The organism is Idiomarina rhizosphaerae (genome assembly GCF_024159085.1).
GTDB lineage: Bacteria > Pseudomonadota > Gammaproteobacteria > Enterobacterales > Alteromonadaceae > Idiomarina > Idiomarina rhizosphaerae.
The window spans coordinates 238,936-258,835 of sequence record NZ_JAMZDE010000005.1 but is presented as its reverse complement, the minus strand read 5'-3'; the positions used below and the strand labels follow the sequence as shown (position 1 = coordinate 258,835).

21 protein-coding genes are annotated in these 19,900 nt (G+C 47.5%); 12 read left to right on the top strand and 9 right to left on the bottom strand.

The window, feature by feature from the left end; genetic code table 11:
- Nucleotides 1–2: 2 nt before the first annotated feature.
- Entirely contained in the window at nucleotides 3–1,070 is a 1,068-nt protein-coding gene (locus NJR55_RS05295) for a PepSY-associated TM helix domain-containing protein (RefSeq protein WP_253618491.1), read from the bottom strand.
- 143 nt (nucleotides 1,071–1,213) lie between these two features.
- Between NJR55_RS05295 and NJR55_RS05290 the strand changes: the two genes are divergently transcribed.
- The 5 genes from NJR55_RS05290 (at nucleotide 1,214) to NJR55_RS05270 (ending at nucleotide 4,880) form a co-directional block, all read left to right on the top strand.
- Nucleotides 1,214–1,996: a ferredoxin--NADP reductase gene (locus NJR55_RS05290; protein ID WP_253618489.1), complete on the top strand. Its 783-nt coding sequence runs from the start codon at nucleotides 1,214–1,216 to the stop codon at nucleotides 1,994–1,996.
- Between the two features lie 42 nt (nucleotides 1,997–2,038).
- A complete protein-coding gene (locus tag NJR55_RS05285) occupies nucleotides 2,039–2,878 on the top strand; it encodes a patatin-like phospholipase family protein (protein ID WP_253618487.1) in 840 nt (279 codons plus the stop codon).
- Nucleotides 2,835–3,425, top strand: coding sequence for a uracil-DNA glycosylase family protein (locus tag NJR55_RS05280; RefSeq protein WP_253618485.1), 591 nt, complete (start codon nucleotides 2,835–2,837; stop codon nucleotides 3,423–3,425). Before NJR55_RS05285 ends, NJR55_RS05280 begins: the two co-directional genes overlap by 44 nt.
- Before the next feature lie 64 nt (nucleotides 3,426–3,489).
- Nucleotides 3,490–4,206 carry a PepSY domain-containing protein gene (locus tag NJR55_RS05275; RefSeq protein ID WP_253618483.1) on the top strand — a complete coding sequence of 239 codons (717 nt, stop codon included), beginning with the start codon at nucleotides 3,490–3,492 and terminating at the stop codon, nucleotides 4,204–4,206.
- Nucleotides 4,203–4,880: a PepSY domain-containing protein gene (locus tag NJR55_RS05270; RefSeq protein WP_253618481.1), complete on the top strand. Its 678-nt coding sequence runs from the start codon at nucleotides 4,203–4,205 to the stop codon at nucleotides 4,878–4,880. Before NJR55_RS05275 ends, NJR55_RS05270 begins: the two co-directional genes overlap by 4 nt.
- Nucleotides 4,881–4,889: 9 nt before the next feature.
- Here NJR55_RS05270 and NJR55_RS05265 read toward each other — a convergent pair whose 3' ends face one another.
- Entirely contained in the window at nucleotides 4,890–5,351 is a 462-nt protein-coding gene (locus tag NJR55_RS05265) for a methyltransferase family protein (protein WP_253618479.1), read from the bottom strand.
- A 36-nt stretch (nucleotides 5,352–5,387) separates the two neighbouring features.
- Between NJR55_RS05265 and NJR55_RS05260 the strand changes: the two genes are divergently transcribed.
- The 4 genes from NJR55_RS05260 (at nucleotide 5,388) to NJR55_RS05245 (ending at nucleotide 8,615) form a co-directional block, all read left to right on the top strand.
- A complete protein-coding gene (locus NJR55_RS05260) occupies nucleotides 5,388–5,927 on the top strand; it encodes a DUF1415 domain-containing protein (RefSeq protein ID WP_253618477.1) in 540 nt (179 codons plus the stop codon).
- A gap of 83 nt (nucleotides 5,928–6,010) precedes the next feature.
- Nucleotides 6,011–7,399 carry a sensor domain-containing diguanylate cyclase gene (locus NJR55_RS05255; RefSeq protein WP_253618475.1) on the top strand — a complete coding sequence of 463 codons (1,389 nt, stop codon included), beginning with the start codon at nucleotides 6,011–6,013 and terminating at the stop codon, nucleotides 7,397–7,399.
- Between the two features lie 215 nt (nucleotides 7,400–7,614).
- Nucleotides 7,615–7,824 (top strand): cold-shock protein, encoded by a 210-nt coding sequence (locus tag NJR55_RS05250; protein WP_054490368.1) that lies wholly within the window; start codon nucleotides 7,615–7,617, stop codon nucleotides 7,822–7,824.
- A 131-nt stretch (nucleotides 7,825–7,955) separates the two neighbouring features.
- Nucleotides 7,956–8,615 carry an SDR family oxidoreductase gene (locus tag NJR55_RS05245; protein WP_253618473.1) on the top strand — a complete coding sequence of 220 codons (660 nt, stop codon included), beginning with the start codon at nucleotides 7,956–7,958 and terminating at the stop codon, nucleotides 8,613–8,615.
- Here the strand turns inward: NJR55_RS05245 and NJR55_RS05240 are convergent.
- The gene (locus NJR55_RS05240) at nucleotides 8,589–9,446 is read right to left on the bottom strand and encodes a LysR family transcriptional regulator (protein ID WP_253618471.1); all 858 of its coding nucleotides are present in this window, start codon (nucleotides 9,444–9,446) and stop codon (nucleotides 8,589–8,591) included. The genes NJR55_RS05245 and NJR55_RS05240 overlap by 27 nt on opposite strands.
- A gap of 113 nt (nucleotides 9,447–9,559) precedes the next feature.
- Between NJR55_RS05240 and NJR55_RS05235 the strand changes: the two genes are divergently transcribed.
- Nucleotides 9,560–11,569, top strand: a complete 2,010-nt coding sequence (locus NJR55_RS05235) for a ligand-gated channel protein (protein WP_420844453.1) — start codon at nucleotides 9,560–9,562, stop codon at nucleotides 11,567–11,569.
- Nucleotides 11,570–11,573: 4 nt separating this feature from the next.
- Here NJR55_RS05235 and NJR55_RS05230 read toward each other — a convergent pair whose 3' ends face one another.
- The 5 genes from NJR55_RS05230 to NJR55_RS05210 all read right to left on the bottom strand — a co-directional run bounded on the left by NJR55_RS05230 (nucleotide 11,574) and on the right by NJR55_RS05210 (nucleotide 17,314).
- Nucleotides 11,574–12,602, bottom strand: a complete 1,029-nt coding sequence (locus tag NJR55_RS05230; RefSeq protein WP_253618467.1) for a phospholipase A — start codon at nucleotides 12,600–12,602, stop codon at nucleotides 11,574–11,576.
- A gap of 116 nt (nucleotides 12,603–12,718) precedes the next feature.
- On the bottom strand, nucleotides 12,719–15,331 hold the full coding sequence (locus NJR55_RS05225) for a TonB-dependent receptor plug domain-containing protein (protein WP_253618465.1): 2,613 nt from the start codon (nucleotides 15,329–15,331) through the stop codon (nucleotides 12,719–12,721).
- A gap of 473 nt (nucleotides 15,332–15,804) precedes the next feature.
- A complete protein-coding gene (locus tag NJR55_RS13725) occupies nucleotides 15,805–15,990 on the bottom strand; it encodes a YrhK family protein (RefSeq protein WP_275978048.1) in 186 nt (61 codons plus the stop codon).
- 11 nt (nucleotides 15,991–16,001) lie between these two features.
- Nucleotides 16,002–16,454, bottom strand: a complete 453-nt coding sequence (locus NJR55_RS05215) for a carboxymuconolactone decarboxylase family protein (protein ID WP_253618463.1) — start codon at nucleotides 16,452–16,454, stop codon at nucleotides 16,002–16,004.
- A 47-nt stretch (nucleotides 16,455–16,501) separates the two neighbouring features.
- Nucleotides 16,502–17,314 (bottom strand): helix-turn-helix domain-containing protein, encoded by an 813-nt coding sequence (locus NJR55_RS05210; RefSeq protein WP_253618461.1) that lies wholly within the window; start codon nucleotides 17,312–17,314, stop codon nucleotides 16,502–16,504.
- 102 nt (nucleotides 17,315–17,416) lie between these two features.
- Here NJR55_RS05210 and NJR55_RS05205 point away from each other — a divergent pair, with 102 nt between their 5' ends.
- On the top strand, nucleotides 17,417–18,541 hold the full coding sequence (locus NJR55_RS05205) for a hypothetical protein (RefSeq protein ID WP_253618459.1): 1,125 nt from the start codon (nucleotides 17,417–17,419) through the stop codon (nucleotides 18,539–18,541).
- An 8-nt stretch (nucleotides 18,542–18,549) separates the two neighbouring features.
- Nucleotides 18,550–18,864 carry a hypothetical protein gene (locus tag NJR55_RS05200; protein WP_253618457.1) on the top strand — a complete coding sequence of 105 codons (315 nt, stop codon included), beginning with the start codon at nucleotides 18,550–18,552 and terminating at the stop codon, nucleotides 18,862–18,864.
- A gap of 114 nt (nucleotides 18,865–18,978) precedes the next feature.
- Here NJR55_RS05200 and NJR55_RS05195 read toward each other — a convergent pair whose 3' ends face one another.
- Entirely contained in the window at nucleotides 18,979–19,860 is an 882-nt protein-coding gene (locus NJR55_RS05195) for an SDR family oxidoreductase (RefSeq protein ID WP_253618455.1), read from the bottom strand.
- Nucleotides 19,861–19,900 lie beyond the last annotated feature (40 nt).

The window sequence follows — 19,900 nt, the reverse complement described above, 5'->3', positions numbered from 1 at the left end:
GATTAAGGCTCCAGTTTTAATGACACTCGGCCAAGCTCGTGCTCGCCGGTCTCTGAGATGGATATTGGGCTATCGATAGGTAAAGACAATGGCAGGCGCAACATTTCACGACCGCCAACCTCGCGTGCGGCTTCTACATACAAGTAGTACTGGCCGGGCTCAAGGTCAGGTAGTTTGGTTAATAAAGGCGTTAAGTCCACCTTGTGAGTGCCGGGACGACGAGTTGCACCCGATACACCGTCGATAGGCATGTCGGCCATGCGGCCACTACGACGCCACCACTGACGCATGTCTTTAAGCCACTTTTCGCCTTCGTTATCTTTTAGGTTAACGTCGTACCAGACAGCGATGTCAGCTACCCTTTGGTTGCGTTCATCTGCCAGCCATACCGCCAGGTAAGGCGCGTGGTATTCAGCCACTGACAGGCGGGGGATTTCGACGTTAAGCTCGTTTTCAGCAGCATGTGCTGACCCCATAACGGCGAACAGAGGAATGATGAAACCAGCCAGGACCAGTGGCCAGGTGGACTTGCGCCCCTTACTGTATTTTTTCAAAAGTAATAACCCCGTAATTGTGAATAAAATGCTGGCAATGGCAAATACGTCAATGAAAAGGCTCCAGAGAAAACCTGTGTTGCGGGCTTTGTGGAGGTCATTGAAATAGGCAATCCAGCCGCGATCGGTGGTTTCAGAGTAAAAAGCACCACTGGTTAAATCGACGCTGAACCAGCTGTCCCCGCCAGGGCGAGGCATGGCGACGTATAATTCATAGTCACCCCATTCGATTTCGGCATTTGAACTGATGCTGTTTTGCGTTTCATCTTCGTACCAGCGGTGGAAAAAAGTTGGTAGAGCGTCAGTCCCTGAAGCATTCGCCAACCGGTCCAATTCCGTTTGTGGGAGAGAGCTTTCATGGCTTTCGACGCTGGGTGCGGATTCTATCCAGCCAGCATGGTTTAGCGTTATACCGGTGACTGAAAACAACAACATGCCAATGAGGCAAACGGCAGAGCTTATCCAATGCCAGTCTTTTAAAGACCATCCTCTGCGGCCACCCGAGCGTCGAGCCATTCACTTTTCTTCCTTTACAAACAACAGTGCATGTATCTTATATAAAAACCGTTCTCATTTTCAATAGTTAATGATAAAAATTCTCATTTAGATTTAGTTTTTTTATGTTATTATGCGCACAAAATCGCCAATGAGGAATTGTTATGAGAAGTATCATTGCGGAAAAAGTGACTCAGGTACGCCACTGGAACGATACCCTGTTTAGCTTTAGAACCACGCGTCAGCCAAGCTTTACTTTCGAAAACGGTCAGTTTGTAATGATGGGACTGCAACTGGAAGATAAACCTCTGCTCAGGGCTTACAGCATTGCCAGTGCAAACCACGAAGAAGAGCTTGAATTCTTCAGTATTAAAGTGCCGGACGGCGCCTTAACGTCACGCCTGCAACACATTAAGGTGGGTGACGAAGTGGTGTTGTCGACACGCCCTACAGGGACGCTAGTACCCGGACACTTACTGCCAGGCAAGAACTTGTACTTGCTCAGCACCGGCACCGGTTTAGCGCCTTTTATGAGCGTTATTAAAGACCCTGACATTTACGAACAGTACGATAAAGTCATTCTGGTTCACGGTGTGCGCTGGGTTTCTGAGTTGGCGTATCAAAAAGAAATCTCTGAGATTCTGCCAAACAACGAATACTTTGGTGACTGGGTGCGGGAAAAACTCATTTATTACCCGACAGTGACCCGCGAACCATTCCGTGATGAAGCGCATCAGCAACGTATTACCGATTTGCTGGAGTCTGGCACCTTAACCAAAACCATTGGTATGCCAGATCTGAACCCTGAACACGATCGCTTTATGTTGTGCGGTAATGACGCTATGCTTCAAGATCTGATGGTTATTCTCAATGAACGGGGCTTTAGTAAAGCAACGTCACGTAAACAAGGCAGCTACGTGATTGAGCAGGCCTTTATTGAGAAGTAGAGAGTATTGAGAAATAAAGAGCATTGAAAAATCAGCAGGTGTATGACCCAGGAGCACAGTAAAAAAGCACTAGTGGTAGAAGGTGGCGCCATGCGCGGTATCTTCGCCGCGGGTGTGCTGGACGGTTTTCTTGAAACCGGACAAACCGACTTTGATTTTGCAATTGGGGTGTCGGCAGGTTCAACCAACCTGATTGGTTTTCTTGCCGGCGACCACGGACGTAACCGTAAAATTATCTTGCAGCATGCACTACAACCAGAGTTTCTTAACTGGCGACGCTTTTTAAAAGGCGGACATTTTTGTGACGTGAGCTGGCTTTGGCACGCTTCGTTTGAACAAGTGCCACTGAATACCCGTTATTACCTGGAGCAGAACCGACCTTTATACGTTGTAACGACCAATGTCGATACGGGGTTTCCGGTATATACCAGGGTAACAGCCGACAACTTACACGAGTTATTCCCTGCTTCCTGCGCTATTCCGCTGGCTTATCGCGAGTTTCCGGCCGTTGGTGGAGCGCCTATGACTGATGGCGGACTGGGTGATTCAATTCCGGTGATTAAAGCCTATGAAATGGGGGCGCGGGATATAACGGTTATTTTGTCCCGGCCGCGAGGCTTCCGAAAGAAGATAAGGCCCTTACCTAAGTTTACTAAGCGCTTTTTTAAACACCATCCGGCTCTTTTTGAGGCAGTCGCCAGACGCTCGGGAGTTTACAATGACGCTATTAACTTTATTGATAACCCTCCTGCGGACTGTAAAATGACCGTTCTGGCTCCGCCGGAGGATTTTCCGGTAGGGCGTTTCACTCAGGATAAAAAGCTGCTGGAGCAAGGTTATGAAATGGGAAGAGCCGCCGCATTGGCAACAATTACTGCGTGATGTCCGCGCATGTACCCTATGTGAGCCAGAACTGCCGCTTGGTGCCCGACCCGTTGTTCAGTTGCATCCTAAAGCCAGAATTCTAGTTGCCGGACAAGCCCCCGGAAAGCGCGTTCACGCCTCAGGTAAACCCTTCGATGACCCCAGTGGCGACAGGCTTCGTCAGTGGATGGGCATTGATAAAGACACTTTTTATAATGCCGAGGAGCTGGCTATTATTCCTATGGGCTTTTGTTATCCGGGCACCGGCAAGTCTGGTGACTTGCCTCCCCGTAAGGAATGCGCGCCCACCTGGCGCGAGCAACTATTGCAACAGCTACCCCATTTAGAATTAACACTGGCTATCGGTCAGTACGCGCAACAGTGGCATTTACAGGAACCCAAGCGAAGCCTGACCGAACGTGTCAGAGACTGGCGAAGTTACTGGCCGCAATTATTACCATTACCTCACCCCAGCCCTCGTAATAATATCTGGATGAAGCGTAACCCCTGGTTTGAAACTGAGGTTATTCCTGAATTAAGGCAAAGAGTGAAAGAACTGCTTTGACTTTTACAGGGCAAGCCGATAATTTTAGAGGCTTAACTTAACGCGGCGGGCACGGATAACCCTGATGAAATTACGACAATGGCGCATCTGGCACCGCTGGTTATCTCTTCTTTTTGGCCTGCAGTTAGTGGTATGGAGCATTAGTGGCGCCTATATGGTGTTCTTTGACTTAAGCTTCATTCACGGCGACCATCTGGTGAAAAAGCTTGAACAGCCTATAGCTGAAAACACGTTGATTTCGCCGGTAAGCTGGGTCTTAGAGCAACACCCGCAAGCCACGTCGGTGCGCCTTATGCGCCAGTGGATAGATGGCTCGCTGCACACGGTTTATCGTGTCGAAAGCCAAACCGGCACGCAATTGCTGAGCGCTGAATCTTTGGAGCCGGTGAAACTTGACCGCATGGATATTGGCTATATTGCCCGCCAACACTACAGCGGTAATGAAGAGACAAAAGCCCAGGTTAGCTATATTGAAGATCGGGCGCCGGGTGAACTTAACCCTGCTTTGTTACCCGTATGGCGAGTAGATTTTAATGATTTGGCCGGTGCTACCTTATATTTCTCGGCAACAACCGGGGAGCTGGTAACCAAACGACATAACTTCTGGCGACTGTTCGACTTTTTCTGGATGCTTCACATAATGGATTACCAAGACCGAGTGGATATTGAAACCTGGTGGTTAAAGGCATTTAGCATCGCGAATATACTTTTTGTGATAACTGGCATGGCTCTGCTTTACTTCCATTTCCGGCCGCGCAGAAGAAGCAGGCGAGCGGCATGAGGTTTGTGCGTAAGCTGCATCGCTGGCTGAGCCTGGTCATTCTTATACAGGTGCTTATCTGGCTGGTCAGTGGCCTGTACTTCGGTTGGGTGGGTCACCAGAGTCTGGCCGCTCATGACTACTTTCAAAGCATTCCGGCAACTCCGGTCGGGTCTGTTTTTTACCCTGAAAATGCCTTAATTGAGCGTTTTGATAACGTTAAAAGTGTGGAAGTACGCTCAATTTCGGATACGGCTCAATACCTTGTTCTTACAATTGATGGCTCCAGACATTATGTGAATGCACAGACTGGCGAGCGCTGGCAAACATCTGCCCCACTGGCCGCAAAGCTGGCGCGACAAAGCTATAACGGACCAGGCTCGGTCAAAGAAGTACAGGCTGTAACGGGCAGTGACGAAATTATTGACTGGAACAAACCCGGCTATAGAGTTATTTTTACCGACGAAATTGATACGCGAGTGTATATTGACGCTGCCTCGGGTGAAGTGGTCGATCACCGCAATAACAATTGGTGGCTAAGCGACTGGATGTTCCGTTTACACTTTATGGATTACAGTGGCGAACGCGACTTTAACAGCTTACTGAACATTATTGCCGCTACCATCGCGTTATGGTTTAGTTTGTCAGGCTTAATTTTACTCGGGCGCAGCTTAAAACACCGGCAGTTATTCTAAAGCTGCCGCTTACCACCAACGTCCGGTTTTGCGACAATAGCTTTTGTAAGCTTCACCAAAAGTTTCGGTTAAAATACGTTCTTCCGGCAGAATCTGAAAGCGGTGCATATAGGCGACATACAACGCCAGCCCCCATAAAGAAAAGACACTTCCCAGAAAAACGCCCCAGGCCATAAGCAAAAAGAAAAAGCCTAAATACATTGGGTTGCGTGTTCTTTGGTATATTCCGGTAGTGACAAGTTCGGTGCTTTTGTTCGGAGTGCGGGGGTCTACAGTGGTTTGTGCTCTGCGAAAACCGATAACGCCAAGCAAAGGCAGCAAGACTGCTAATACCAATAGAAAAATAGCGGCGGCGTGCTGGCCGACATAAAATTGGTTAAAGGCCTGCGTATAGTGAGCCGTTAACCACATTAAACCGGCGACTATGGCAACAACCAGTAACGGTGGTATTTTGAGTTCAAGTGATTTCATGGCAAAGTGGCGCCCCTTTTAGCGAAGACAAGAAATATGACGACCGATACCCATCAGATTATTGAGCAAACCCGGCACTGGGTGCAACAGCTGATTGTAAAGTACAACATCTGCCCTTTTGCACGCCGCGAAGTTGAGCGCAAGAGTATTCGCTATAGTGTAGCCGAAAATCGCAAGCCACAAGCTGTTTTACAGCAGTTGCTGGATGAAGCTAAACACCTGGATACCACATCTGAAACCGAAACCACGCTGCTTATTCTACCCTCGGGGTTTGAAGGGTTTTACGAATTTCTGAATCTGGTTGATATCGCCGATGCCTTGCTTGTTGAGGAAGGTTACGAAGGGGTGTACCAGTTGGCGCATTTTCACCCCGACTACTGCTTTGATGGCGAGCCCCAGGATGACCCGGCTAATTATACTAATCGTGCCCCTTACCCAACGTTACATTTACTGCGCGAGGCCAGCATTGAAGAGGCTCTGAGAAATTATGACGACCCTGAATCGATTCCTGAGCGCAACATTGAATTTGCCCGACGTAAAGGTGTTGGATTTTTTAAAGCAATCTTGCCAGTCTAGAGCGTGAGTTGTTGCTACACTATTAGTAATATCACATTAATTACAGTTGTTTACTCTGTCGAACCATAAAGTGATGAGGCGTCATGACAAAACATCATATTACCCATAGAATTATTGAACAGTTACCAACTATGGTAGCTTATGTCGACAGAGACAGGCTTTTTCGCTATGTAAATACGTCGTATGCGGCGTTCTTTGACCTGACCCCAAAGGACATGCTGGGCAAACCGTTAACCGATGTACTGAGCGAAGAGTCTTATCAACGCATAAAGCCCAATCATGACCATATTTTTGCCACTGGCGAGAAAATGGAGTTTTCAGACTCTGTCACTTTTCGCAATGGACGCAAAAGCTTCTTAGATATTCGTTACCTTCCTGAAATTGATGAGCATGATAACGTCATTGGTATCTATGTGCTTATTGAAGATGTCAGCGACTATTATGCGTCGGTTGATGTTATGCGCACGATTCACGAAGTTATCCATAAGCGTGGGCGACGCATTGACCCGGCTTCTATTGATGAGCTGTTAAAAGTGGGTGTTGAATACCTAGGTGTTGATATAGGAACTGCCAGCTCCATTCAAAACGGCACTTATACCATCGAGTGGGTGCAAACGGCGAAACTGGACTTTTCGGCCGGAGTGCAGTTGCCGCTGGCAACCACCTATTGTTCCGTTGTGCTTAAGGCTAACCACCTAATTTATACTAATGACGCATCAAGAGATTCACGCTTTAAAGAGCACGCGAGTTATCAAACCTATGGTCTGGAGACTTATATAGGTACACCACTTATTATTAATGATCAGGTCTGGGGAATTTTAGGTTTTGCCCGCAAGAGCAAAAGGGCTGAGCCTTTTACTGAGCTGGAAGTTGAAATGGTGCGAATGATGGGGACCGCACTGGAAACCGTTATTGCGGAGCAGAAAATTCGTTCTGATTTAATCCGCCAGCGCGACGATATGGCATTAATCGCTTACACCGATGCGTTGACTGGGTTAAAGAATCGTTCGGCTGGTATGGAAATACTTGAACAGAGCCTGGCCCGGAATAATGGAGGTCGGGGCTGCGTTGTATCCGTTATCGACTTCGACCACTTTAAAACCATTAACGACACCTATGGCCATGATATTGGTGACAAAGTATTAATTGCAGGCTCTGAAGCTATGTCAGCGGCGGTTCGTAGCAGTGACAGTGTGGTTAGAGTGGGTGGCGAAGAGTTTATGGTGGTGCTTGCTTATGCTGACCATGAAAGTGCCGTACAAGTGCTGGAAAGGGTGCGTGCGGCGGTTGAGAAAACGGTAGTTACCTTAGATTCGGGTGAAGTCATTAATCCGACGGTAAGTATTGGTGCGTCAGAAAGTCGCCCCGATGATGATGTTTCCAGTATCTACAGAAGAGCGGATCAGGCGCTGTACAAGGCTAAGCGAGAAGGTCGCAACCGTGTTGTCTGGGCCAGTGAAAGCGATGTTTAAACTTATTATGAAAATAACTTGGTAAATGGTTTGACTCGCAGTGTAATAAGCGTAGACTCCATGGGGTCGGATAGATAGAAAGACAGTTAGTTAAAAGACTCCACTTCGTTGACCTATTATTATTAATACCATCGTCCTGTAGTTCTAAGTTCTTATTTTTACCCGCATCATCGGTCTAAATGGCCACATACTTAAAAGTTACAGGAAGATATATTATGTCTGATAAAATTACTGGTTCAGTAAAATGGTTTAACGAAGCAAAAGGCTTCGGTTTCATCGAACGTGAAAACGGCGCAGACGTTTTCGCACATTTCAGCGCTATTTCTAGCGACGGTTTCAAAACCTTAACTGAAGGCCAGCGCGTTGAGTTCGCAGTAACTCAAGGTCCTAAAGGTCCTCAGGCTGAGAACATCGTAGCGCTGTAATTACGCGCCTCGAAGTCTAAAAGGGCAACCCTCGGGTTGCCTTTTTTTGTGCCTGTAAATCGGTGTAAGTTAGCGATCTAAACTAAGCTTTTATTACGTAAGCTCAGACAACGAAATACTCAAGGAGGTTGATGATGAAAGTAGCTGTTATAGGCGCGAACGGAAAAATTGGTCAGCATTTGGTTGAACAGATGCAACACGCAAAAAAACATGAAGTGATTGCAGTAGTGCGCAAGGAAGAGCAGCAAAAAGCCTGGGAAGACCGCGGAGTTACGGCCAAATTAGGTGATTTAGAAGGCCCCGTCCCGAAATTGGAAGAGTTGCTTCAGGGCGTTGATGCTGTGGTATTTACCGCAGGCTCAGGCGGAAGCACCGGTGACGATAAAACCTTATTAGTCGACTTAGACGGCGCAGTGAAAACAATTGAAGCGGCTGAATCTGTGGGCGTAAAACGCTTTATTATGGTCAGTGCCTGGCAGTCGAACAACCGTGAGAACTGGGCTGAGGCTCTGCTCCCTTACTATGCCGCTAAGCATTATGCAGACCGCGAGTTAATGCGCACCAAGCTCAACTGGACTATTGTGCGTCCTGGAGCATTAACTGACGAAGAAGCCACCGGCAAAGTGGTTGTTGGTGAATCGTTGGCACCTGGTTCAGTGCCACGCGAAGATGTTGCCAGTGTTTTACGCCGGTGTCTGGATGAAAGAGGTACCGAGCTCAGAGCTTTCGACTTAATGTCGGGCGATAGCGAAGTAGAGCATTCATTACAGTCGATGAAAGAAATGGCTTAGAACTTCGATAGTCCGTTCAGTTTTCGCCGGTATGTTGTCTTTAATAGGCAACACGGCGTGTACGCTGTACGGACTGCCTTCCCACTCTGGCAACAAACGCAGTAAACGCCCACTCTCAATGTAATGCTTAACTTCCGGCTCTGGAAGTAGCGCATAACCAACACCATCGAGCGTTAACTGAACGACCGTCTGCATGTTGTTCAGCAGCACTTTAGGCTTGGGAAAATCCTTATTGGGTAAGCTGGGTATGTGACCAATAAAACAACCTTCGGGTAAATCTTCAAAGCTTTTTATCGAGTTCTTAGCCGCAGGGTGCTCAGCAGCAATGCAGGGAACCATGTGCCAGTCGGCCAAATGTCTGGCGTATAAGGTTGAATCGGCCAGCGGGCCAATGCGAATAGCCAGATCTGCCCCCGCGGTAATGAGATCGATAGGCTCGTCGGTCATATGCAGTTGAAAGCTTACGTTAGTGAATTCATGTTGCAGTTGTTTTAAGGGCTCGCTTAGCAAACCTCCGCCAAAACCCACGGGCGCAATAATTTTTATTTGCCCTTGCGGCTGGTTTGTTAATTGATCCCAACGTTCCTGGTTTTTCGCGGCAATAGACAACATATCGAGGCACGATTGATAAAAAACCTGACCGGCTTCGGTAAGTGAAAGCGAACGTGTATTACGATGAAATAACGAAATACCGTTGTCGTTTTCCAGTCGCTGCAACTGCTGGCTAATAGCGGACACTGTCATATGCAGTTCATTTGCAGCGGCACTCATGCTGTTGAGTTCTACCGTACGGGTAAAGGCTTTTAGTGATCGAATCATTTTCGGATTCATGTTTTAAGTCCTGCTAAAGAAGCTTTCAATATTTTTGAAATTGCTGATTCCATAGTACCAGTTAAAATCGCTAATGAAAATAATTCGCATTTATATTTCATTAGGGGATGAACATGAATTGCAGTATCAGCGGCTTAAAATTGAGCATTCTAGCATTAACTGTAGTATCAGCTGTAGGCGTTGCTCAGGCGCAGGAACAGGAAAAGCCAAAAAGGAAACATCATAAACACAAAGACATGGAAGTTATGGTGGTGACTGCATCAGGCGTTGCACAGCACCTGAAAGAAGCTCCCGCTTCAATTTCCGTTATTGACAGAAAAGACCTTTCTCAGCGTTTTTATAAAGATCTAACCGATGCTATGACCGACGTACCGGGTGTTATCGTGACTGGTGGCGGTGATCGGCAGGACATTAGTCTGCGCGGTATGGGAGCTGATTACACATTGATTTTGGTCGATGGCCAGCGTCAAAGCTCACGCGAAACCCGTCCAAATAGTGACGGTCCCGGTGTTGAAGGTGCCTGGACTCCGCCATTGGCCGCAATTGACCGAATTGAGGTTATTCGGGGGCCTATGTCGTCTCTTTACGGTTCAGACGCAATAGGTGGTGTTATCAATATTATTACCCGTAAAACGCCGGAAGAATGGCGCTCGGAGATCCGCGTTGATGGCACTCTGCAGGAACGTTCAGAATCAGGTAACAGCTACCAGACTAACTTGTTTACTTCGGGCTCGTTAATTAAAGATACTTTGGGAATTCAATTGTCTGCCGGTTATACGCGTCGCCTGGAAGATGAAATTATTTCTGGCTATCGGGATAAAACTGCAGAAGATGCGGACTTAAAACTGGCTTACACGCCAAACCGCGACCATGAAATTTTGTTTGAGGTGGGTACTGCGAAGCAAAGCATCGACGCTTCTGTGGGCAAAACTATTGAGCCGTTGGCACCAGGCGAAGAATGCGGTCGCCGTGGATGTCCGGAGTCATCAACCACTGAATATGACAGTAATAGCGTATCCATTGCCCACAATGGCCAGTGGGGGCTGGTTGGCGCCCGTAGTTATTTAAAGCGAGATGAATTTGAAAACAAAGCGCGTCTGATGACCATTACCAATACTGATTTTCAGAGTCACTGGAACGTGCCGCTGCTTGAAGAAAGTTCTATGAACCTTGGCGTTGCATACCAAAAAGAAGAACTGGAAGACTTAACCAGTAACCAGATAAGTGACAGAACTCGTATCGAAGGCTCACAATGGTCAGCCTTTGCAGAAACAGCCTGGCCGATATTCAGTGACTTTAACCTGACGACCGGTGTCCGTTACGATGACGACGACATTTTTGGTGGGCACTGGAGTCCGCGTGTTTATGGTGTTTATACATTAAGCCGCGCGACCACAATTAAAGGTGGCGTTTCTACTGGGTTCCGTGCGCCTAGCCTGCGTGAAACAACCGCGGATTGGGGGCAAGTCAGTCGTGGCGGTAATGTCTATGGTAACCCGGACCTGGAAGCCGAAAGCTCAACCAACTACGAGCTGGGTTTATATACTGAGTGGGGGCGTCGTAGCTCAAGCTCCATAACTGTTTTTTATAATGAATTTGACGACAAAATTACTCGTGTCGACTGTCCTCAAACCATCTGTGATGCAGGGCCTAACCAATTTGGGTCTATGCCAACCACCCGCGTGAACATTGATGAAGCCGTTACCCGCGGGGTTGAACTGACAATGAGCACGCATTTCAGTCGTGAATGGTCTCTGAAAGGTAACTATACTTACACCGATTCCGAGCAGAAATCCGGTGAATACAAAGGTGAGCCCTTAAACCAGCTACCTAAGCACTTAGTGCAAACCTCACTGAACTGGCAGCCAGGTAAGCGTTGGAACAGTTGGCTGCGTGTGCATTATCGTGGTGAAGAGAGCCAACCGACAACCGGACCTTCACAGGGTTCTCTGGTTGCGCCTTCGTACACCTTAGCTGACGTTGGTGTTAACTACTTTGTCACGCGTGACTTAAAGCTGGCTGCAGGCGTCTATAACTTATTCGACAAGGAAATTGGCGTGGAAGAGTATGGCTATGTTGAAGACGGCCGACGCTTATGGTTGTCAGCCGCCTATAGTTTCTAAACTCTTATAGAATATTGTTTAAGGCTATACCGATACCAAAACGAGTCTGCTTGTGGTTGTAATCAATCAGGCTCTCTCCGTAACCGGTGAAAATTGAGGTATAGCCAATAAACTTCCCGCCAATAGGAAATGTCCAGTTAAGCTCCGCCGACCCTCTGCCGGTATCTATGGCATGGCGGAGCCTGAGAATGTACTCGAAATCACCATCGTTATAGGCGGTGGTGAATTCATAGTCACCCACGTAATCGGTAATATTCGGGTTGTCGTCGCCACTGGACTGCATGGGGTCTGTTTTTGGGTCTTCCTGAAAACGTAACCAGGGCTTCAGCGAGAAAACAAAGCGGTCTTTTTCCACCACAAATTGCATATATCCGCGGTTCCAGCTGCGTGACAATGGCTGGCTGCGGCCGTTAGATAAATGCTCTACACCAAAAACTAGCGCGGTATTGGTACCAAAAGGGTGCCAGCCGGTTGAAGTGGCGTAGAAAAGCTCGGGCATGTAGTTGGTTTCACGGAATGGCTTAGAAATATTACTGGAATACAGCTGCCACCAGGACTGTATCGTTAAACCAAAGAACAGCTGGTCGTCCTCAAATAAGAAGCCTTCCCTATTAAAGGGTATTTTAAAGCTGACCTGAAATTTTGCTTCGTGATCTTCCAGATTTTCCTGATAGCCTTCAACATCAGCGTACCGTAACCGGTTGATATTGTTGCTGGAAATAAAGGGTAATAAATAGTTACGACGGTGCGGCGTTAACACGTAAGGGTCAAACTGGGTTATTTGCTCTCTTTTCATACGATTGGTTAAAGCACCGGGCTCTTCTACGGCATCCACTTCAACAATATCTTCATCGTCAGCAGAGCGAAGTTTCTCCTCGCATTTAGACCTCACATCGGCAATAGTGGTCTCCGCTTTCGTGCTGTTCATTTCATCTAGCAGACACTGCTGCATATCAGACAGTTCTTGCGCCTGGACATTAACCGCTGCTATTGCGGTAACTCCCGATGCAATTATCCAGATCCATTTTTTCATAAGCGCAAGGTTCCTTTATTAAGACTCCTTGTACTATAGCTTAATAGAAGCTTATGGATCACACGTTTACAAAATAGAGCCAGAAGAAAATCTTCTGGCTCTGCTGACATTATCAATTAAAAATTATGAACAACGGATATATTAGCCGTTCGACCGCGCAGGTTGTACTGGGTCATATCGTATCCGTAGGCACCTCCGGCTGGATCAAACGGCGGCTCCTCGTCGAACAGGTTGCTGATATTTAAGGTCAGCTGAGTGTCACCAAAGCCTTGATAAACCAGTTGAGAATCAACCTGCCAGTAACTATCAACCTTTTCATCTAAGCCCGGGTTGCTGCTTTGTGTGGCAACCTGCTGCTCGTAGCTGCTGGTGTAGTTAAGGCTGACGCCCCATTGCCAGTCGCTAACAAGCCAGCGTAGCTGATTGTTACCTTTCCACTTGGGCAGAGCACCTAAAATATTACCACCAGCACCATCAATAGGCTCCTGACCGGCAACTAACGCCTGTTCGTACTCCAACAGCCGTGACCAGGTGCTCTGAAACTGAAGCGTAGAGTTGCTTAACTGCACTTGGTAGTTCGCATCAATATCAAAACCGCGGGTAGAGCGGGTGCCCTGGTTGCGGTATTGGTTGCTGATAATTTGCAGTCGGCCTGCATCGTCACGCTGAATACGATCAGCGTACTGTTCTTCATTATTGACAATAAACTGCGCGTTATCGGGGGCAATAATGTCGTCCTGTTCAATCTCAAATACATCTACAGCAATGCTGGCGCCTTTTTGCGGAGACCAAATAATACCGGCATTGAGGTTGGTTGAGCGCTCGGCGTCGAGCTCGGAATTACCCGTGCGCACTTGCGTGAAACCGCGTCGCACGCCCGGATCAATGGGGTCATTCGGATCGATAACCGAGCCATAACTGATGGTGTTGCTCTCTGCGATTTCCGGAAGCGATGGCGCACGAAAGCCGCGGGACCAGGAACCGCGCAGCAACCAGTCGTCGCCTAAAACATAGTGAAACGCCACTTTAGGTGACCAGGCTGAACCAAAATCATCATAATGGTCATAACGGCCGGCAAGGTTCACATTCAGGTTCTCGACAACCGGAACGTCCAGCTCAACAAAGCCTGCGGCAACTTGTCGTTTCCCTTTAACCAGGTTGATAGCCGGACGCAGTTCGGTGCCCGATAACACCTCCGGTGAGGTTCCCGCATCCATTTCTTCTTCACGCCAGTCGACCCCAAAGGCAACGCTTAGCGGCCCGTTATCCAGCTCTTTTAAAATGGTGCTGGCATTCGCGTTAATACTGTTTAGCTCGTAAAAGCCCGGACGACGCGTATCAATGCGCAACGCTTCAATGGTTTCCGGGTCATTGTTGCCGTTAAAGAAATCATACTCGCCGCTGGCCAGCACATCTTCAAAAGTGTAGCGGTTAATAAAGTTATCAACATACTCGCGTTGGCGGCTTTGTGAATTCAGCACGTTAACTGACCAGTCCCAGTCTAAGCCACGGTAATTTACACCGGCCAGAAAGCGGTGAAAGTCTTGCTTATTGGCTTTTACGCGCTCGCCTACATCAAAAAACGTGTATTCAAAAGGTAAGGCCTCTGAACCCGGGTTGTCCGGATGCCCGACCGGTAATTCCACCGGAATATCCACTAAACTGCCGGTTTCCTGATTGTAAGCCCGCAGCCCGGCACCGACGCTTAACGGTGCGCCAAAAACATGGCTTGAACGGTTATTGCTGTACAGAAAGTCGCTGTAGGCCTGCAGGTCATCGGTGATTTGCAAGGTGCCTTGCAGTGAGAACTGATGCCGCTCAACTTCCGGTTGCAGCGTGTTGTATGGCTGGGTGTTAAAAGCACACACCTGGCCCTCTGCACCTGGGGTGAAATCGCTTCGGTCTCTTTTTTCAGAAATGCCCGGGCAGTTCTCAAAAGCCTGAGGGTTTTGCGGATCACTTAAATAGTTACCGCCCTGTGACGACCAGCCGGCTAAACGCCCGCCGGGCTTATCGCGAAAGTCACCGGAACGAGTAAAGTCGCGGTCGTCGGCATTTAGCCGCTCGCGGGTCAGATAATCGTAGCTGAATGTCAGGTTATAACCGTCGTCTCCTATGTCGCCAAACCCGCTGATAATGCCTGCGCTGTACTGCGTTAATGAACCTTCGCTGGCTCCGCCGACACCCGCCCGAAATTGGGTGTTTTGTACGTTGTTACGCAAAATAATGTTGATAACCCCGGCAATGGCGTCCGATCCATAGACCGCGGAAGCGCCGTCTTTCAGTACCTCTATGCGCTCCACCGCGCCTAAAGGTAAGGCGTTTAAGTCAACGAAGGTATCCTGAGTGCCCAGCGCAAAACCGTAGTTAGAGACCCGCTGACCATTCACCAGAATAAGCGTGTTTTTGGGGCTTAAGCCGCGTAAGCCAACCGAAGCCGAACCCGCCGAAAAGCTGCTGGTATATTGCTCGTCGTAACTGTTACCGGTATTCACCGTTAAGTCACGCAGCAAGTCCGTAAGCGTAATTTCACCGCTGGCCGATATGTCGCTGGCATCAATAATTTGCAACGGCGTGGCGTCTTCATTCTGGGCCCGTTTAATGTAGGAACCCGTAACACTAATGCGTTCCAGCTCGGAGCTAGCATCATTGGCTAACAGAGCTGGGGATGCCGATGCGGCGATAAGCCCAGCGGCAACAGTTGATAACGTAAAGAACTTTGATTTCATTAAATACCTCACAAAATGAACGAATAAGCCGTTTAGACGTCTAAACGGCTATTTAGCATAAGCGAGATGAGTGGTGGAGGTAAAGGGGAAATTATTGTTTGGGGGAAAATGCTGATTTTTTGAATTGAATGTTTAATTTTTGTTGCATTTTTTGTTAGGTTATAGGTGTCTAGCGCAGTCTGGAGAAACGTTATGTCTCAATCGAAAATTAGTTTACTGAGTTGATTTGTAAATGATGTGAAGTAAGGGAAAAAATAATGAACAATACTAAGAAAATTTGGTTAACGTACTCAGCCTTGGGTTTGGTACTTTCTCTAGTGGTGACTTTTTTGTTAGATAGTTTTCCAGCTCTTAGATTTATCTCTAATGAAGCTGTCGTATTTGGAATAATGTCCGCTTCAATGGGAGTAGCAGTAAAAAAGGCCTCATTTTGTGAAGCTAGGCATTAAAAACACCTTTAGCCCAATCACCCACTAATCATTTAGTGGGCGAATAATATCGATAAACATCAACGCCGATCCTGTCATGAAGAGCCACACACCTACTGTTGCGTAGCTTGCGAAAGTGGGTAGAAATAGCATACTTCCAAAGAAAAACGACAAGCTAGCCAATATCCCTAATGTGTTTTTTTGAAGGCGCTGTAAGAAAGTTGCTTTCATACTACGACCCATTATTTTATGTCGGGTTGGAAACGGAAACTTACGGCAATACGATTCCAGCTATTTATCTGTACTATGACCGCGGTCAATTCAATTAACTCGCCTTCTCCAAAAGCGTCCAGTGCAGCTTGAAAGATATTATCAGCTATCTCTACATCGTTAATTAGCGTTAGTGCTTCCGTCCAAGCCAACGCAGCTTGCTCTTTTTCGGTAAAACAGGATAATTCCTTCCAGGCCGGGAGCACATCTAACCTTGACTGGACTTCACCATCAGCTCGGGCTTCATCAGCATGCATTTTCTGACAAAAGCCACAGTGGTTTAGTTGTGATGCGCGCAATTTGACGAGATGCAGAAGTTGCGGGGATAGCTTTGCTGATTCCGGCACGTCACCTAATGCGGTTAAATGAGTCACTAGGCGCGGGCATTGTTTATAAAGTGAAGATTGTGAAATTCGGTGTTGCATAATGTCCTCCAAAGATTAACTCCGGATACTTTAGGAACATTCGCTAGTTATCGATTGGAGATTTGCGACATTTTTCTTTGGCGGTATTGAAGTGGTGTTTCCAGAGTTTGCTCACGGAAAGCATTCGTAAAGTGAGCTTGATCGAAGTAGCCACAGGCAAGAGCAATGTCGCTGAGACTGTCCGGTGTTATAATTAAATATTGTCGGGCTGCTCGAATTTGAGCAAAGCCGTGCAGCTGATTTGGCGTAAAACCCAAGTATTTGCGCAATTGCCTTTCCAGTGTGCGTCGACTAAACCCGTTTTGTAACGCCAGTTGCTGAGGCGGTATTAAATCAGCGAACGCATGAGCCAATAAAGTCGACCACTTACGATTCGGTTCTTGAGCGCGATAACTCAGCGTCAGTAACCAGTTTTGTACAGCCTGTACTTGCTGTTCTGCCGATAGACTAGGCAGCATGTCCATTAATGGCCATAAACTGAGTTGTTGAGAAAAGGGTGTGTCGAGTAACTCAATTTCGATGTTCTGCGAAGCTTCGATATCCAGCCCCAGCAGTGCTTTGGCGCCTCCCGGGCGGAATCGTACGCTAATGTACCTTGTTGATGTATCCCAACGGTGAGTAACGACTCGAGTATGGTGAAAATAACGAGCATTGATCCGAGTATGACGTATTTCAAAAGTTAAACTGGACCCAGCATCAGGGTACAGCTTTTCTTCAACATGGCGCGAATTGTTCTTCGTGTGGTCAGTAACCCACAAGCACTGAATCCAGCTGGAAAGGCCCGGAAACGGTGAGATAATTTCTAACCCAATATTAGAGAAGCTGGCAGCAGGTATAATGTCAAATTTGCTGTGTGACATGCAGGCGACCTTCGAAGTGTCTGTGAATAAATAATAACCGATTGTTTAATAAAACGCAGTAGGCTATCGTTTAGTAACAACTTAACAACAAAGGTCTGTGTTATGCGTCATTTTCTAGCGCTATTACTGTGTGTACCCTTAATGGTGTTTGCAGAAACAAAAGAAAACCCTCTTTCTGATATCGCTCCTTACTTTGAACAGGGGCGCATTAATACCTTACTTGATTACGTTAGCAACCCGCAAAACGAAGCGCAAATTTATACCATGCTGGGTCGCTCCGATAAGGTCTATGAGTTCCTGACTAAATATACTGAGTATAGTTACTGCAAGCTGGATAGCTCGGCCAAAAAAGTGCCAGCAACGCCTTTAGTGAAAAAGCATATTGCGGACCACCAGGTTGTTATGGTGAACGAAAATCACTTCAACGTGGCTTCAAGAGCGCTGGTAGCCAAGTGGTTGCCTTGGTTTAAAGAACAAGGGTTTACACATGTGGGCTTTGAAGCTTTTGGGCCTGGTGAGAAAGCAGCCAGGGAGTTTTACTTTCAAGAATCGATGATGTCCAACCTCATTCAAAAGGCCGAAGCGCTAGGTTTTAAGGTGTTTGGGTACGAGGCAGAAAAGAGCACGCCGGACGACATGGACTTTGCTGAAGGCTTTGCATTCAGAGATAAGCAGCAAGCTGAGAATATCATAGAACAAATAACCCAGGCAGATGACAACGCCCGGTTTCTGATATTTGCCGGTTGGGCGCACATAGCCGAAGCACCACTTAAATACCCGGGCGGTAAATACCGCACAATGAGTGACTTTTTGAAAAACGACCATGGTATTAATCCTCTGACTATCGATACAACAGCCTGCCCGTACAGCGGCGATGAAAATAATCCACTAGCCAGTTATGCATATAAGCAGGACGGCGATATTATAAATGTGGGAAGCGTGCAAAATGTTGATATACAAATACGGGTACCTAAAGCACCGCCAACAAACATCGGTTATTTTAGGAAGGCTCTGGGTGACGCCTACATCCCAAATGAAGCGGACTGGCCTGAGAGCAAGCCCGTCATACTTCAGGCTTACAATACCGAGACCGGCTACGTTGCCGACCGTGTGATGTCCGATGCCGGTGAGCAATTACCGCTTTATCTGCCTTCCGGTAATTACCGAGTGACCTTGCATAGTCTGAATGGTGATCTGATTTGGGACGACAGGGTGGAGTTGGATTAATTTTCAGAATGAAATTATTAGATACCAACTGCCCCAACTGCCCCAACTGCGAGAGAAATATTCGCTTTAAGGAAAGAATTGCGCTTATTTCTCGCGGCTATATTTCATGTGAGTTTTGTAGGGCGAATTTAACGGCAAGTATACTCTCTTCCGTATTAGGCACATGCATTTTAGGAGTACCAAGCTGGCTAATAATTGACCACTTTTTATCTTTCCTAAATTTACCTGACTTATTGGACTGGTTAATAGGGTTTAGTGTTTGTATGGGTGTAGGTCAACTGACTTACCCTGTGGCCAATTTAGTTGAAGTGAAAGTCGAATAACGCCGCATGTGTTTAAAGCTAAAAAGTGACGTTGTTACGATATTGCTCCTTCCAGTTTTGGAAGGAGCATACAGGGGCTTTCTGGTAATCGGGGTTCATAAAGGGCTGGAGCATTCAGTCCTTTGCCGTTGCTTGCTTGGCAAGTGTCGCTGCAAATTCGCGATAGGTATGCAATGGTCGGCCGAGGATTTCTGTCAGACGTTCGGCATCGCCGGATTTTGGGATCATACCGTCGGTGACGTAGCGCTCAGCCATTAACCGCATTTCATAGGCTGTCCATTTTGGCATGAAAGTCGCCATATTCTTCTCGAATTCACTGGGATCGTCGCCGCCGTAGTTAACCGTGCGGCCGAGAACTTCCGACCAAATCGCGGCCACATCTGAGCCCGTCAGCGTGTCGGGACCAACTATATTAATGACTTCAGTCGGCAATTTGTTTGGAGCCGTATCGCGACGAATCAATTCGATTGCAGCGACTTCGGCGATGTCGCGAACGTCTACCATGGCAATGCCCTTGCTACCGATTGGCATGGGGTAGACGCTATAGTTGAAGATCACATCCTTAATCATCTGCTCGTTGTCGATAAAGTAGGCCGGACGCAGAATAGTCGCACTGAAATCCATCTGCTCAAGCATACGCTCGGCGCCGTACTTCACAGCAAAATGAGGTACGTTCACAGCTTTGTCTGCGTCGAAAACGGACAGGTACACCACCCGTTCAATTCCCGCTTCACGCGCTATGTTTAAGGTGATGAGCGCCTGAGTGAATTCGTCTTCGGTGACAGCATTGAGCAGGAACAGGCTAGTGACGCCGCTAAATGCATTGCGCAGCGAGTCAATGTCGAGCAAGTCGCCTTTTGCGACGTCCACGCCGTCCGGGAATTTAGCTTTGGAAGGATCACGAGTGAGGACGCGTACATTTGCGCCACGATTAACTAATTGATTTACGACCTGTTGGCCGACACGGCCAGTGGAACCAGTTACAAGAATAGTCATGAGTATTGCTCCTAATAAGTTAAAGATAATGTATTGCCTT

Excerpts from the sequence above, each read along its gene's own strand:
- NJR55_RS05275 (WP_253618483.1), top strand. The coding sequence starts at position 3,490 with ATGAAATTACGACAATGGCGCATCTGGCACCGCTGGTTATCTCTTCTT.
- NJR55_RS05295 (WP_253618491.1), bottom strand. The coding sequence starts at position 1,070 with ATGGCTCGACGCTCGGGTGGCCGCAGAGGATGGTCTTTAAAAGACTGG.
- NJR55_RS05250 (WP_054490368.1), top strand. The coding sequence starts at position 7,615 with ATGTCTGATAAAATTACTGGTTCAGTAAAATGGTTTAACGAAGCAAAA.
- NJR55_RS05205 (WP_253618459.1), top strand. The coding sequence starts at position 17,417 with ATGCGTCATTTTCTAGCGCTATTACTGTGTGTACCCTTAATGGTGTTT.
- NJR55_RS05240 (WP_253618471.1), bottom strand. The coding sequence starts at position 9,446 with ATGAATCCGAAAATGATTCGATCACTAAAAGCCTTTACCCGTACGGTA.
- NJR55_RS05230 (WP_253618467.1), bottom strand. The coding sequence starts at position 12,602 with ATGAAAAAATGGATCTGGATAATTGCATCGGGAGTTACCGCAATAGCA.
- NJR55_RS05290 (WP_253618489.1), top strand. The coding sequence starts at position 1,214 with ATGAGAAGTATCATTGCGGAAAAAGTGACTCAGGTACGCCACTGGAAC.
- NJR55_RS05195 (WP_253618455.1), bottom strand. The coding sequence starts at position 19,860 with ATGACTATTCTTGTAACTGGTTCCACTGGCCGTGTCGGCCAACAGGTC.
- NJR55_RS05270 (WP_253618481.1), top strand. The coding sequence starts at position 4,203 with ATGAGGTTTGTGCGTAAGCTGCATCGCTGGCTGAGCCTGGTCATTCTT.
- NJR55_RS05200 (WP_253618457.1), top strand. The coding sequence starts at position 18,550 with ATGAAATTATTAGATACCAACTGCCCCAACTGCCCCAACTGCGAGAGA.
- NJR55_RS05215 (WP_253618463.1), bottom strand. The coding sequence starts at position 16,454 with ATGCAACACCGAATTTCACAATCTTCACTTTATAAACAATGCCCGCGC.
- NJR55_RS05235 (WP_420844453.1), top strand. The coding sequence starts at position 9,560 with ATGAATTGCAGTATCAGCGGCTTAAAATTGAGCATTCTAGCATTAACT.
- NJR55_RS05225 (WP_253618465.1), bottom strand. The coding sequence starts at position 15,331 with ATGAAATCAAAGTTCTTTACGTTATCAACTGTTGCCGCTGGGCTTATC.
- NJR55_RS05255 (WP_253618475.1), top strand. The coding sequence starts at position 6,011 with ATGACAAAACATCATATTACCCATAGAATTATTGAACAGTTACCAACT.
- NJR55_RS05245 (WP_253618473.1), top strand. The coding sequence starts at position 7,956 with ATGATGAAAGTAGCTGTTATAGGCGCGAACGGAAAAATTGGTCAGCAT.
- NJR55_RS05285 (WP_253618487.1), top strand. The coding sequence starts at position 2,039 with ATGACCCAGGAGCACAGTAAAAAAGCACTAGTGGTAGAAGGTGGCGCC.
- NJR55_RS05265 (WP_253618479.1), bottom strand. The coding sequence starts at position 5,351 with ATGAAATCACTTGAACTCAAAATACCACCGTTACTGGTTGTTGCCATA.
- NJR55_RS05210 (WP_253618461.1), bottom strand. The coding sequence starts at position 17,314 with ATGTCACACAGCAAATTTGACATTATACCTGCTGCCAGCTTCTCTAAT.
- NJR55_RS05260 (WP_253618477.1), top strand. The coding sequence starts at position 5,388 with ATGACGACCGATACCCATCAGATTATTGAGCAAACCCGGCACTGGGTG.
- NJR55_RS05280 (WP_253618485.1), top strand. The coding sequence starts at position 2,835 with ATGAAATGGGAAGAGCCGCCGCATTGGCAACAATTACTGCGTGATGTC.
- NJR55_RS13725 (WP_275978048.1), bottom strand. The coding sequence starts at position 15,990 with ATGAAAGCAACTTTCTTACAGCGCCTTCAAAAAAACACATTAGGGATA.